Origin of the sequence: Micromonospora sp. NPDC005299 (assembly GCF_042872345.1) — a bacterium.
Classification (GTDB): domain Bacteria; phylum Actinomycetota; class Actinomycetes; order Mycobacteriales; family Micromonosporaceae; genus Micromonospora.
The window spans coordinates 228,933-242,742 of record NZ_JBIAKG010000009.1 but is presented as its reverse complement, the minus strand read 5'-3'; the positions used below and the strand labels follow the sequence as shown (position 1 = coordinate 242,742).

The 13,810-nt window shown below is 75.1% G+C and carries 10 protein-coding genes; 4 read left to right on the top strand and 6 right to left on the bottom strand.

The annotated features are described in order from the left end of the window. The first annotated feature begins 65 nt into the window (after positions 1-65). Positions 66-1,325, top strand: a complete 1,260-nt coding sequence (locus ACFYPD_RS24855) for a M48 family metallopeptidase (protein WP_387117927.1) — start codon at positions 66-68, stop codon at positions 1,323-1,325. Beyond that, positions 1,322-2,446 (top strand): glycosyltransferase family 4 protein, encoded by a 1,125-nt coding sequence (locus tag ACFYPD_RS24850; RefSeq protein ID WP_387117925.1) that lies wholly within the window; start codon positions 1,322-1,324, stop codon positions 2,444-2,446. Before ACFYPD_RS24855 ends, ACFYPD_RS24850 begins: the two co-directional genes overlap by 4 nt. Positions 2,447-2,488: 42 nt before the next feature. Here ACFYPD_RS24850 and ACFYPD_RS24845 read toward each other — a convergent pair whose 3' ends face one another. Beyond that, entirely contained in the window at positions 2,489-4,597 is a 2,109-nt protein-coding gene (locus ACFYPD_RS24845; RefSeq protein WP_387117922.1) for an MMPL family transporter, read from the bottom strand. A 151-nt stretch (positions 4,598-4,748) separates the two neighbouring features. Here ACFYPD_RS24845 and ACFYPD_RS24840 point away from each other — a divergent pair, with 151 nt between their 5' ends. Further along, positions 4,749-6,044 (top strand): sensor histidine kinase, encoded by a 1,296-nt coding sequence (locus ACFYPD_RS24840; protein ID WP_387117919.1) that lies wholly within the window; start codon positions 4,749-4,751, stop codon positions 6,042-6,044. Then, positions 5,996-6,670 (top strand): LuxR C-terminal-related transcriptional regulator, encoded by a 675-nt coding sequence (locus tag ACFYPD_RS24835; protein WP_387117916.1) that lies wholly within the window; start codon positions 5,996-5,998, stop codon positions 6,668-6,670. Before ACFYPD_RS24840 ends, ACFYPD_RS24835 begins: the two co-directional genes overlap by 49 nt. Positions 6,671-6,676: 6 nt before the next feature. On the opposite strand, the gene ACFYPD_RS24830 is transcribed toward ACFYPD_RS24835, so the two are convergent. The 5 genes from ACFYPD_RS24830 to ACFYPD_RS24810 all read right to left on the bottom strand — a co-directional run bounded on the left by ACFYPD_RS24830 (position 6,677) and on the right by ACFYPD_RS24810 (position 13,663). Then, positions 6,677-8,365 carry a putative bifunctional diguanylate cyclase/phosphodiesterase gene (locus ACFYPD_RS24830; RefSeq protein ID WP_387118139.1) on the bottom strand — a complete coding sequence of 563 codons (1,689 nt, stop codon included), beginning with the start codon at positions 8,363-8,365 and terminating at the stop codon, positions 6,677-6,679. Positions 8,366-8,450: 85 nt separating this feature from the next. Continuing rightward, positions 8,451-9,263: an SAM-dependent methyltransferase gene (locus ACFYPD_RS24825; protein ID WP_387117913.1), complete on the bottom strand. Its 813-nt coding sequence runs from the start codon at positions 9,261-9,263 to the stop codon at positions 8,451-8,453. A gap of 212 nt (positions 9,264-9,475) precedes the next feature. Next, on the bottom strand, positions 9,476-10,144 hold the full coding sequence (locus tag ACFYPD_RS24820) for a response regulator transcription factor (protein ID WP_007072219.1): 669 nt from the start codon (positions 10,142-10,144) through the stop codon (positions 9,476-9,478). Positions 10,145-10,151: 7 nt separating this feature from the next. After that, the gene (locus ACFYPD_RS24815) at positions 10,152-11,843 is read right to left on the bottom strand and encodes a GAF domain-containing sensor histidine kinase (RefSeq protein ID WP_387117910.1); all 1,692 of its coding nucleotides are present in this window, start codon (positions 11,841-11,843) and stop codon (positions 10,152-10,154) included. Between the two features lie 14 nt (positions 11,844-11,857). After that, a complete protein-coding gene (locus ACFYPD_RS24810; protein ID WP_387117907.1) occupies positions 11,858-13,663 on the bottom strand; it encodes an AMP-dependent synthetase/ligase in 1,806 nt (601 codons plus the stop codon). Positions 13,664-13,810: the final 147 nt, after the last annotated feature.

Here is a 13,810-nt window from a genome sequence, read left to right as displayed (position 1 = left end):
TAGGATGAGCCCTCACGGCGGGAGGGGAGCGGCATGATGCGGGTAGGGCGCGACGGGGTGGCGCGGTGACCCCGCGCGGCTGGGCGGTGCTGACCCTGGCCGGGCTGGCCGTCGCGCTGCTCGTCGCCGGGGCGCTGCTGGTGCCGTGGAGCCGGCCGCCGGCACCCCGCGCCGACCAACTCGCGGCGCTGCGCGCGCTCCCCGTCGACCAGGTGGCCCGGGGCCGGGCCTTCCACGGCGCGCTGCGCCCGGCCGGCTGGTCGGCGCTCGCCGTCGGCCTCGTGGTGGCCGTGCTGCTCGGGCTCACCCCGCTCGGCGGCCGCCTGGTCGAGCTTGCCGGCCGGCCCTTCGGCGGGCACTGGGCCGCCCAGGCGGTGCTCGGCGGGCTGGCCGTGGTGTTCCTCGCCGACCTGCTCACCCTGCCCTTCGCCGCTTGGCGGCAGACCGTGCTGACCCGCTACGGGCTGAGCACCCAGGGCTGGGGCGGCTGGGCCGTCGACCTGCTCAAGTCGTACGCGGTCAGCGCGGTCATCGGCGCGCTCGTCCTGCTCGGCTTCTACACGGTGGTCCGGCTCTCCCCGCGCTGGTGGTGGGCGTTCGGCGCGGCCGGGGCCGCCGCGCTGGTGGTGCTGCTGTCGTTCGTGCTGCCCGTGCTGGTCGAGCCCGTGTTCAACCGGTTCACCCCCATGGAGCCCGGCCCGCTGCGCACCGAGCTGACGAGCCTGGCGGCCCGGGACGGGGTGCCCGTGCGCGACGTGCTGGTCGCCGACGCCTCGCGGCGGACCCGGGCGGTCAACGCGTACGTCTCGGGGCTGGGACCGACCCGGCGGGTGGTCGTCTACGACACCCTGCTGCGCGAGGCGGCCCCGGCGGAGGTCACCAGCGTGGTCGCCCACGAGTTGGGGCACGCCAAGGACCGGGACGTCTGGACCGGCACCCTAACGGGCGCGCTGGGCGCCGCCGCCGCGGTGGTGGCCCTCTACCTGATCGGGTCCTGGGCGCCGCTGCTGCGGCAGGCCGGCGTCGACTCGATCGCCCAACCGCGGGCGTTCCCGCTGCTGCTCGCGCTGGTCACGGTGGCCGGCCTGGTGGCCACGCCGCTGCAGGCGCTGGTCTCCCGGCGGGTGGAGGCCCGGGCCGACGCGCACGCGCTGGCGCTCACCGGCGACCCGGCCACCTTCGAGGCGATGCAGCGCCGGCTGGCCGGGGTGAACCTGGCCGACCCCGACCCGCCCCGCTGGGAATACCTCTGGTCGGCGTCCCATCCGTCCACCGTGGAGCGGATGGCCGCCGCCCGCGCCTACGCCAGGGAGTCCGGCGGATGAGCCGCACCTTGCTGATCACCAACGACTTCCCGCCCCGCCCCGGCGGCATCCAGTCGTTCGTGCACAACCTGGCGGTGCGCCAGCCCCCGGGCTCGGTGGTGGTCTACGCGTCGAGCTGGCGGGGCGCGGCCAAGTTCGACGCCGACCAGCCGTTCGAGGTGGTCCGGGAGCGGACCAGGGTGCTGCTGCCCACCCCGCTGGTGGCCCGCCGGGCGGCGCTGCTGGCCCGGGCCTACGACTGCGACACGGTGTGGTTCGGCGCGGCGGCCCCGCTGGGGCTGCTCGCGACGGGGCTGCGCCGGCGGGCCGGGATCCGCCGGGCGGTGGCGCTCACCCACGGGCACGAGGCCGGCTGGGCCGCGCTGCCCGGCGCCCGGACGGCCTTGCGCCGGATCGGCCGGGGCGTGGACGTCACCACCTACCTCGGCGAGTACACCCGGGTCCGGCTGGCCCGGGTGCTCGACGGGGTGACCGAGCTGCGCCGGCTCGCCCCGGGCGTCGACGTGGACACCTACCACCCGGGCGTCGACGGCGAGCGGGTGCGGCTGCGGCTGGGGCTGGCCGACCGGCCGGTGGTGGTGTGCGTCTCGCGCCTGGTCCCGCGCAAGGGGCAGGACATGCTCATCCGGGCGATGCCGGAGATCCGCCGCCGGGTGCCGGACGCCGCGTTGCTGGTGGTCGGCGGCGGCCCCTACCGGGCGACGCTGGAGAAGCTGGCCCGGCACACCGAGGTGGAACGCGACGTGGTGTTCACCGGCTCGGTGCCCTCGGCCGAGCTGCCCGCCCACTACGCCGCCGGCGACGTCTACGCGATGCCCTGCCGGACCCGCAACCGCGGCCTGGATGTCGAGGGCCTGGGGATCGTCTACCTGGAGGCCAGCGCGACCGGGCTGCCGGTGGTGGCCGGCGACTCCGGTGGCGCGCCGGACGCGGTCCGCGAGGGCGAGACCGGATACGTGGTCCGCGGCCGGGACGTGCCCCAGCTCGCCGACCGGGTGGCCACCCTGCTCGCCGACCGGGACCTGGCCCGCCAGCTCGGCGCGGCCGGCCGGACCTGGGTGGAGCGGGAGTGGCGCTGGGAGACCCAGGCCGAGCGGATGGCCGCCCTGCTCGCCGGCTGACCCCGGCCCGGGAGCCGGGCCGGGGTCGCGAACGGGAACCGGTCAGGTCCGGGCCAGGGCCGGCTCCGGCGGGACCGGCTGCGGCGACCGGCGGGCCAACCGCCCCGGCCACCAGGTGCGCACGCCGAGGTCCAGGGTCAGCGCCGGGATGAGCAGGCTGCGCACCAGCAGGGTGTCCAGCAGGATGCCGACCGCCACGATGACGCCCATCTGCACCGACGGCACCAGCGGCAGCACCAGCAGCGCGCCGAAGGTGGCGGCCAGCACCACGCCCGCGCTGGTGATCACCCCCCCGGTGACGGTCAGCGCGCGCAGCACGCCCGGCCGGTGCCCGATCCGGGCGACCTCCTCCCGGGCCCGGGTCATCAGGAAGATCGTGTAGTCCACCCCGAGCGCGACCAGGAACAGGAACGCCTGCAGCGGGACCCCGACGAAGAGCCGGGGGTGGCCCAGGGCGTCGAGCAGCAGCCCGGCGGCCCCCATGGCGGCCGCGTACGACAGCACCACGCTGACCATCAGCAGCAGCGGCGCGACCAGCGACCGGAGCAGCAGCACCAGGATGACCAGGACGACCACGAGCACCAGCGGGATGACCACCCGGTTGTCGCGGTTCACCGTGCGCTCCTCGTCGAGCACGGTGGCGGTCCGCCCGCCCACCAGGGCCCGCGCGTCGGGCACCGCGTGCACGGCGGTCCGCAGCCGGGTCACCGTGTCCCGGGCGGCGTCGCTGTCCGGTGCGGCGGCGAGCACCGCCGGCACCCGGACCCACCGGCCGTCCGCCGAGCGCTCCGGCGCGCCCACCTCGGCGACGCCCGGCACCGCGCGGGCGGCGGCCACCACCCGGTCGGCCGTCGCGGCGGCGGCCAGGATCTCCGCTGGCGCCGCAGAGCCGCCCGGGTAGTGGGCCGCGATCAGCCGCTGCCCGGCGACCGAGCCGACCTCGGTGGTGAACGACTCGTCGTCGGGCAGGCCCAGGCCGAGGTTGCCGATGCCCAGGGTCAGCGCGGCCAGCGCGGCGGCGGTGCCGAGCCAGACGACCCGGGGCCGGCCGGCGACCAGACCGGAGATCCGGCGCCACACCCCGTGGTCCGCGGCGTGGTCGCGGGTGTCGGCGCCGGGGGTGTACCGGGGCACGAACGGCCAGAACAGCCACCGGCCGCACAGCACCAGCACCGCCGGCAGCAGGGTGGTCATGGCCAGCAGCGTTGCGGCGATGCCGACCGCGCCGACCGGGCCCAGGCCTCGGGTGGCCGGTAGGTCGGCCGCGAGCAGGCAGAGCAGTCCGATCGCGACGGTCGCCGCCGAGGCGCAGACCGCGCCGGCCGAGCGGCGCAGCGCGGCCGCCATGGCGGCGTGCCGGTCGGCGTGCCGCCGTAGCTCCTCGCGGTAGCGGGCGATGAGCAGCAGGGCGTAGTCCACCCCGACGCCGAACACCAGCACGGTGAGGATGGTCTGGCTCTGGAAGTCGACGGCCAGCCCGGCGTGCCGGGCCAGCAGGTAGACCACCGCCCCCGCGAGTTGGTTGGCGACGGCCACCCCGACCAGCGGGATCAGCCACAACACCGGACTGCGGTAGGTGACCAGCAGGAGCAGGGCGACGGTGAGCGCGGTGGCCAGCAGCAGCGCGCCGTCCATCCCGGAGAACGCGTCGAAGACGTCGTGCTCGGCGGCCGCGTCCCCGGTCAGCGCGGTCCGCAGGCCGGGTGGCGCGCCGTCGGCCAGCCGGTCCTTGAGCGCGTCGACCGCCTCGGCGCGCCGCTCGTCGTCGAGGCTGACCGGCAGGGAGAGCAGCAGCGCCCGGCCGTCGGCGGCGGCCACCGGCGGGGACACGGCGCCGCCGTCGGCGTACGGGGCGAAGGCGGCCCGGTCGGCCTCCACCCGGGTCCGGTCGGCAGCGGTGAGGCCGCTGTCGCGGACGTAGACGGCGATGGCCAGCGGGTGCCGCGACTCGGGGAAGGCCGCCTCGGCCCGCTGCACGGCCCGGCTGCTCTCGGCGCCGGCCGGCAGCGCGCCGAGCGTCGAGTTGTCCTGCACCTCGCCGAGCTTCACGGCGAGCGGGCCGGCCGCCACGAGCAGCACCAGCCAGAGGAGGAGGACCGCGTACTTGCTGCGGCGGCCGGCGGGCAGGCCGGCCAGGCGTTGCGGGGACATCCGAGTTTCCTTTCGTCGTCACGGTTGCGGGGTCGGCGACCCCGATTCCGATCCTTCGGCCCCGCCCGGCGCGGGTCAGGGGTGTCAGCGCGCCGGCCGAGGTGGTGGCAGCACCACCGATCCGGCGCGGCCGGTGCCGCAGAATGGGCCCGTGGACGTACGCGGACTGCTCCGCACCTGGATCCGGCCCGGCGCGGTCACCGCCGCGCAGGGGCTGCTGATCGCCCTGCTGTCGTTGAGCACGCACGTCGCGCTCTTCGTGCTGTCACTGGTGTCGCTGCTGCTGATCCCGGTGTTTGGCGTGGGTTTCGCGTTGTTCCCGGTGGCCACTGCCCTGGTCCGGCTCTGCGCCGGGCTGCACCGCCGGCTGGCCGGCTGGGGCGGGGTCGAACTGGCCATGCCCTACCTGCCGGCTCCGGCGGGGGCGCAGTTCGGCACCTGGCGGCGGTTCCGCTGGGTGGTGACCGACCCGGCCACCTGGCGCGACCTGTCCTGGCTGCTGCCCGGCGCGGTCACCGGCGCGGTCTGCCTGGCCGCCTTCGCCCTGCCGCTGTACGGCCTGGAGGGGGTGCTCGGGGTCCCGCTGGTGCTGCACCTGACCGTAGGCTTCGGCTACGGCCCGTTCTGGCCGATCGACAACCTCGTCGAGGCGCTGCTCTGCTTCCCGCTGGGCGCGCTGTTCCTGGTCGGCGGGCTGGCCGCCGGACGCTGGCTGGTCTGGCTGCACCTGGCCTTCGCCCGGTTCTTCCTGCCGCCGACCCGCTCGGCCGAGCTGGCGCTGCGGGTCCGCCAGCTCACCGTCACGCGGGCCGAGACGGTGGACGCCCAGGCGGCCGAGCTGCGGCGGATCGAGCGGGACCTGCACGACGGGGCGCAGGCCCGGATCGTCGCGCTGAGCATGAGCATCGGCCTGGCCGAACAGCTCGTGGGGGACGACCCGGAGGCGGTGCGGCGGCTGCTCGCCGAGGCCCGGGAGACCAGCGGGCAGGCCCTGGCCGAGCTGCGCGGGCTGGTACGCGGCATCCACCCGCCGGTGCTCGCCGAGCGCGGCCTGGCCGGCGCGGTACGCGCGTTGGCGCTGGCCGTGCCGCTGCCGGTGGCGGTGACCGTCGACCTGCCGGGCCGCCCGGCCGCCCCCGTGGAGTCCGCCGCGTACTTCGCGGTGGCCGAGGGGCTGACGAACGTCAGCAAGCACAGCGGGGCGTCCCGGGCCTGGGTCGAGCTCGGCCACGCCGACGGGCGGCTGACCATCGTGGTCGGTGACGACGGGCGGGGCGGGGCCGACCCGGCGGCGGGCAGCGGCCTGGCGGGGATGGGGCGTCGGCTGGCCGCGTTCGATGGGACGATGGTGGTGACCAGTCCGGCCGGTGGGCCCACCGTCATCAGCATGGAGCTGCCGTGCGAGTTGTCATCGCCGAGGATCTCGCCCTCCTCCGGGACGGGCTGATCCGCATCCTGGAGGCGTTCGGCTGCCAGGTGGTAGCGGCCGTCGACAACGGACCGTCGGTGCTGCCCGCGTTGATCGCGCACCGCCCGGACGTCGCCGTGCTCGACGTCCGCCTGCCGCCCACCTTCACCGACGAGGGGTTGCAGGCCGCCATCCGGGCCCGCGCCGAGATCCCCGGCCTGCCGATCCTCGTGCTGTCCCAGCACGTCGAACAGCTCTACGCCCGGGAGCTGCTCTCCGACCGGCTCGGTGGGGTGGGCTACCTGCTCAAGGACCGGGTGTCCCACGTGGACCAGTTCGTCGACGCGGTGCGCCGGGTGGCCGGCGGCGGCACCGTCATGGACCCGGAGGTGGTGGCCCAACTGCTGGCCAGCCGGTCCGGGGCGGGACCGCTGGACGAGCTGACCGCCCGGGAGCGGGAGGTCCTCGGCCTGATGGCCGAGGGCCGGTCCAACGGGGCGGTGGCGGCCCGGCTCTTCGTCACCGAGAAGGCGGTCAACAAGCACATCAACAACATCTTCAGCAAGCTGCGGATGCCGCCGTCCGGCGACGACAACCGACGGGTGCTGGCCGTGCTGGCCTACCTGCACGGGGAGGACGGCCGCCGGCCGCGGACCCCGGCCTGACGCGGCTCAGGAGGCGGTGTCGGTCAGGGCGGGGGAGCGGTCCAGGTGCGGCCCGGCCGGCCCCGGGCGGCCGAAGTGCCAGCCCTGCCCGGCGTCGCAGCCGATCGCCCGCAGCCGGTCCGCCTGGTCGGCCGTCTCCACCCCCTCGGCGGTGACGGTCAGGCCGAGGGCGTGCGCCAGGGAGACCAGCGAGGCGAGGATGCGCTCGTCGGTGCGGCTGCCCGGGTCGTCGGCCGGGGCGCGCAGCCCGGCCACGAACTCGCCGGCCACCTTCAGCTCACTCACCGGCAGGTCCCGCAGGTACGCCAGGTTGCAGTAGCCGGTGCCGAAGTCGTCGATGGCCACCCGGACGCCGAGGTCGGCCAGCACCCGCAGGGCGCGGACCGGCTCGGCCACGGCGCTCATCATGGTGCTCTCGGTGATCTCCAGCTGCAGCCGTTCGGGGGGCAGGCCGCTGCGCCCCAGCACGCCCTGCACCTCCTGCACCAGCCCGGGCCGGTGCAGCTGGCGGACGGCGAGGTTGACGCTGACGAACGGCGCGCCGGCCGGCCCGGCCGCCCAGGTACGCGCCTCGCGGCACGCCTCGGCCAGCACCCAGCTGCCGAGCCGGACGATGAGGCCGGTCTCCTCCGCCAGCGGGATGAAGCTGTCCGGGCTGAGCACGCCCAGCTCCGGGTGCCGCCAGCGGACCAGCGCCTCCATGCCGACCACCCGGCCGTCGCGCAGCCCGGTCAGCGGCTGGTAGTCGAGGTAGAACTCGCCCCGGTCCAGCGCGGCGGGGATCGCCGCGGAGAGGGCGTACCGGGCCAGTTCCCGCCGGTTGCGGTCGGCGTCGAACAACGACCAGCGGGCCCCGCCGGCCGCCTTGGCCCAGTGCAGCGTGCTGTCGGCGGCGCGCATCAGCTCCAGCGGCGAGGTGCCGGCCACCTGCCGCTCCACGATGCCGACGCTGGCGGACACGGTCAGCTCGTGCCCGTCGACCAGCGCCGGCTCGCTCACCGCGGCCAGGGCCGCCTCGGCCACCTTCACCACGTCCTCGGTGCAGCCGGTGCGCTCGACCAGGATGACGAACTCGTCGCCGCCCAGCCGGGCCACCAGGTGCTCGCCGAGCGCCCGGCGCAGCCGCCGTGCCACCGACACCAGCAGCGAGTCGCCGACCTGGTGGCCGAGGGCGTCGTTGACCACTTTGAACCGGTCCAGGTCGAGGAAGCAGACCCCGATCCGGTCGGCGCCCCGCCCGGGCGCGGTGATGGCGGCGGTGAGCCGCTCGGTGAACAGCGTGCGGTTGGGCAGGTCGGTCAGCGGGTCGTGGGTGGCCTGGTGCCGGAACCGGGCCTCGCTCTCCCGCAGCGCGCGTTCGGCCTGTGCCCGGGCCATCATGGCGGCCCGCCGGATGGCCTCCTGCTCGTCCAGCGTGCGGTCGCGCAGGGCGCGGGCGTACCCGGTGGCGACGGTGGCCAGCAGCCGGGCCATCCGGTCGTCGACGTCGTCGACGGCCAGGTCGAGATCCCGGACGAGGCGGAGCTGGATCACCTCGATGGTGCGGCCGAGCCCCTCCGCGGAGGCGATGTGCGACTGCACCAGCTCGGCGCCGACCTGCTGGCCGATCCGCAGGTCGAACGGGTCGGCGCGCAACGCCAGCGCCAGCCGCTCGGTGAGCCGCTGGAGCAGCGCCTCCAGCTGGGCCTGGGTCATCGGCAGGTAGCTGGTCCCGGAGACCGCCTTCGCCCAGGCCCGGGCGAAGGCGCCGGGGCGGGAGCGGGTGGCGGTGGCCCCGTCGTCATCCACCGAGCCGCCCGACGCCGCCCATGAAGACCGCCTGCGCGGCGTTCTCCGCGTGCTCCGGGGCGTCCGGCCGCCACTGCGGCACCCAGACCACGCCCGGGTCGACCAGCTCGAAGCCGGCGAACAGCGCGGTCAGCTCGGCCCGGCTGCGGATGAAGAGCTGGTTGTCGGTGCGCCGGTAGACCCGCTCGGCCTCGGCCCGCTCGCCGGTGCCGGCCCGGCCGTCGTCGCTGGCCTGCGACATGACCAGGTAGCTGCCGGGGGCCAGTGCCGCCCGCAGCGTCCGCAGGAACTCCTCCGGGCGGTCCGTGTCGGGGATGAAGTGCAGCACCGCAACGATCATCACGGCGACCGGCTGGGAGAAGTCCAGCTGCCGGAGGACGTCGGGATGGCGGAGGATCGCCTCCGGCCGGCGCAGGTCCTCCTGGACCACCGCGGCCCGGTCGTTGCCGGCCAGGATCTCCCGGCTGTGCGCCACCGCGACCGGGTCGACGTCGACGTAGACCACCCGGGACTCCGGGTCGATCCGCTGGGCGATCTCGTGCACGTTGCCCACGGTCGGGATGCCGGAGCCGATGTCGAGGAACTGGCGTACCCCGGAGTCGGCCAGGAACTGCACCGCCCGGCGGAGGAAGGCCCGGTTGGCCTGGGCCATGAGCGGGGCCTCCGGCACCGCCTCGACCATGGCGCGGGCGGCCGCCCGGTCGGCCGCGAAGTTGTGCGAGCCGCCGAGGTAGTAGTCGTACATGCGGGCCACGCTGGGGCGCTCGATGTCGATGGTCTCGGGTGCCCAGTCCGGCCGCTGCATGCGCTTGCCCCTTTTGTGTCGGCGGCGCGCGGGGGTCACCGCCGCGCGGATCACCCGGGTATTCTGCCCGCCCGCCGTCGCGGTGCAAAGACCGCCATCGCTCCGCGTCCGGCCCCTCACCGTACGCGGTCACGAGGTGCCCGGAATGCCGGAGAGGCCCGCGTCCGCGGTGCGGACGGGGGCCTCTCCGGCGTCAGGCTGGCGGGACGCCGTCAGAACTTCGGCGCGTCCGGGGCCTCCAGCAGCCCCAGTCGCAGCGCCGTCATGAGCGCCTGGGCGCGGTTGGCGGCACCGAGCTTCTCGTAGAGCTTCGAGATGTGCGTCTTGGCGGTCGACTCGCTGACGAACAGCTGCTTGGCGATGCCGGCGACGCTCATGCCGTCGGCCAGCAGCCGCAGCACCTGGCCCTCGCGGGGGGAGAGCTGCGGACCGGACGGGGCCAGCCGGCGCTTCATCGCCTCGGCCAGGTCGGCCGCGGTGAACGCGCTGGGGGAGGAGGCGGCGTGCCGGGCGGCGGCCACCACCTCGTCGGCCGGGGCGGTCTTCGGCACGAACGCGCTCGCCCCCGCCTCCAGGGCGCCGAAGAGCTGGTCGTCACCGGCGTACATGGTGAGCACGACGATGCCCATCGACGCGCTGGACTTGCGCAGGGCGCGGGTGGCCTCCAGGCCGCTGCCGTCCGGCAGCCGCAGGTCCATGATCACCACGTCCGGCTGGAGCGCGCCGGCCTGGCGCACACCCTCCGCGGCCGTGGCGGCCTCGCCCACGACCTCGAACTGCCGGTCCCGCTCGAAGGCGTGCCGCAAACCCTTGCGGATCAGATCGTGATCGTCGACAAGGAGAACCTTGGTACGGGTGGCCGGTGTCGGGCTAGTGGTCATCCTCGGGTTACTCCCCTTCTGCTGCTGCGCTGCCGCGCACCTTACCGCGCCGGGGCGAGGAGCCGAGTACCACCGCCACGGTCGTGCCGCTCGGTTGTCGCGGCCTGATCTCCAACCGGCCCCGGATACGTTCCGCCCTCTCGGCCATGATCGCAAGACCGTAGTGCCCGTCGGGGCGCTGGTCACCGATGCCGTGACCGTCATCCGACACTTCAATTTGCGCGTACGGGGGGTCCACCTCACAGGTGACCCACAGGTTCGCCGCCCCGGCGTGCTTGCGCGCGTTGGTCACCGCCTCCTGCGCGATGCGCAGCAACTCGGCCTCGGTGGCGGCGGGCAGCCGGGCCGTGGACTCGTCCAGGGACAGGTGCACGCGCAGGCCGCCGGAGGCGCCGACCGTGCGGGCGTACTCGGCGATGGCGGCGGCCAGGCCGCCGTGCCGGTCCACCTCGCTGCGCAGCTCGAACAGGCTCAGCCGCAGCTCGGTGATCACGCGGGTGACCTCCTGGCGCAGCGTGCGCAGCGAGTCGGCCGTCTCCTCGGCGTCGTCGTGCACGGTGGCCAGGGCGTTGTCGATGCCGTACCCGACCATCACCAGCTCCTGGGCGACCCCGTCGTGGATCTCCCGGGCCAGCCGCTGCCGCTCCTCGTTGGTGGCCAGGGAGCGCACCTCGTCGAAGAGCAGCGCGGCCTCCAGGCGCAGCGCCGCCGGGCCGGTCAGCGCGGTCACCCGGGACACCACCGGCGGCGGGTACGCGTGCGCGGTGTCCGCCTCGACGACCACCAGGCCGACCGTGCGCACCCCGGCGACCAGCGGCACGATCAGCGCCGAGACCTCGCCGGACTGCCGGGAGCGGGCCTGCGAGCGGGCCGAGGTGGTCGGCTGCTGGCTGGCCCAGGCGTCGGCGATGGCCGAGTCCGCGTCGAGCGTGGTCTCCCAGTCCACCCGGTCCGCACCGATCTGGGCGAGCACCACCAGCCGGCCGCCTCCGCTGGCCGACAGCACCGCGCCCCGGTCGGTTTTCGCCACCACCCGCAGCTCCTCCAGCAGGTGCTCGGAGATGCCGCCCGGGTCGAGGGTGGCGCCGGGAAGCTGGCGGGCGACCGTGCGCAGCTGGGTGAGCAGCCGGGTGGCCTCCGCGTACGGCTGGGGCTTGCCCTCGCCGCGGACCCGCATCACCCGCTGGAGCATGCCGGCGGTGTAGAGCCCGAGGCCGGCCAGGATCAGCCACTGCGCGCAGACCGCCAGGTAGCCGAGCTGGCCGAGCTGCGGCTCGCCGCCGACCTCGGTGAAGGCCGCGCTGACCAGCAGGGTTGCCGCCGACACCACGAGCAGCGCCGCGCCCTCGCGGAACCGGCGGCGCAGCGCGGTCACGGTGACCGGCACGGCGAGGTACGGCAGCACCGCCGACGCGCCCAGCCCGCCGGTGACCCCGGTGAGGTGGGTGTCGGCGGCGACCTGGCTGGCGGCCAGCCCGAGGACCACCACCTCGGCGAAGCGGCTGATCGGGGCGAGCAGTCGGTGCTGCGGGGCCAGCACGGCGGGCAGCCCGGCGACGCCGAGCAGGGCGATCCACCACAGCTGGGTGGCGTCGCGGGTGGCGAACAGGGTCAGGGCGGCGACCAGCGCGAGGAGGACCGCGCGGGCCGCGGCCGCGAGGGGCTGCGTCTGCGGTGGGCTGGGTGTCGAGGCGGGCACGTGACGGATGGTAGTCAGCCTCGGTAGATGTCCGCGATCTCCGCCGCGTACGTCTTGTGCACGACCTGCCGCTTGACCTTGAGCGAGGGGGTCAGCTCGCCGGTCGCCTCGGTGAAGTCCTGCGGCAGGATCCGGAACACCTTGATCGCCTCGGCCTTGGAGACCGTCTGGTTGGCCTGGTCGATCGCGGTCTGCACCTCGGCCCGCAGCGTCTCGTCCTCGCGCAGCTCGGCGACGCTGGTGTCCTCGGGGCGGCCGTGCGCGGCCAGCCACTTCGGCAGCGCCTCCTCGTCGACGGTGACCAGCGCCGAGATGAACGGCTGCCGGTCGCCGACCACCAGGCACTGGCTGACCAGCGGGTGCGCCCGGACCTGGTCCTCCAGCACCGCCGGGGCGACGTTCTTGCCCCCGGCGGTCACGATGATCTCCTTCTTGCGGCCGGTGATGCGGAGGTAGCCGTCCTCGTCGAGCTGCCCCAGGTCGCCGGTGCGGAACCAGCCGTCGGCGCTCAGCGCCTCGGCGGTGGCCGCCTCGTTGTGCCAGTACCCCTGGAAGATGATCTCCCCGGAGATCAGGATCTCGCCGTCGTCGTCGATCCGGATGGTGACGCCGGGCAGCGGCCGGCCGACCGACCCCATCCGGGTGTGCCCGGGCAGGTTCGCGGCGGCGGCCGGCGCGGTCTCGGTGAGGCCGTAGCCCTCGCAGATGGTCACCCCGATGCCGCGGAAGAAGTGCCCGAGCCGGGTGCCGAGCGGTGCGCCACCGGAGATCGCGTCCCGGCAGCGGCCGCCCATCGCCGCCCGCAGCTTGCCGTAGACCAGCTTGTCGAAGAGCGCGTGCTGGGCGCGTAGGCCCAGGCCGGGGCCGCCGGGGGTCTCCAGCGCCTCGCTGTAGGCGATGGCGACCTTCTCGGCCCGATCGAAGATCCCGCCCTTCCCGTCGGCCTCGGCCTTCTGCCGCGCGCCGTTGTAGACCTTCTCGAAGACCCGGGGTACGGAGAGCACGAAGGTCGGCTTGAACTCCTGCAGCTCGCCGACCAGGTTCTTGGTGTCCGAGCAGTGCGCCATGGTGGCCCGGGCCTGCACCACGCCGACCTGGATGAGCCGAGCGAAGGCGTGCGCCAGCGGCAGGAAGAGCAGGGTGGAGGCGCCCTGGCGGAACAGGTTCGGCAGGACCGGCACGGCGTTGGCGATGTCGGCGTAGATGTTGCGGTGGGTCAGCACGCAGCCCTTGGGACGGCCGGTGGTGCCACTGGTGTAGATGATGGTGGCGACGTCGTCGGCCTTCAGCGTCGAGCGGCGTACCTCGACGTCGGCCGGGTCGACCGCCGCGCCGGCGGCGACCAGCTCGTCCACCGCGCCCAGCTCGATCTGCCAGACCTCACGCAGCTCGGGCAGCCGGTCGCGGACCCCGGCGACCAGGGTGGCGTGCGCGGTGCTCTCCACCACCACGGCGACCGCGCCGGAGTCGGAGAGGATCCAGGCGGCCTGCTCCGCGCTGGAGGTCTCGTAGATCGGCACGGTGACCGCGCCCGCGGCCCAGATCGCGTAGTCGAACAGGGTCCACTCGTAGCGGGTGCGGCTCATCAGGCCGACCCGGTCACCGGGGGCCACACCGGCCGCGACCAGCCCGCGGGCCACCGCGACGACCTCGTCGCGGAACTGCCGGCAGGTCACGTCGATCCACGTGCCGCCGGTGCCCTCGGCGCGCCGGACGAACTGCACGGCGTCCGGGGCGACCTCGGCGTTGTCCCAGACCGGGTCGGTCAGGTTGGCCGCGTCGCCGACGGTGACGATCGGCGGAACGGAGAACTCGCGCACCTGCACTCCCTCGTGCTCGCACTGGCCGGGCCGGCCGTGGTCGGCTCTGTCGAAACCTACCCGCCCGCTTCCGGGGAGAAGGTGGGGAGGTTCCCCGCCCGGTTGGTGGGACACCCTCGTCGGGCACGCCGCGACGGGCGGGGGTGG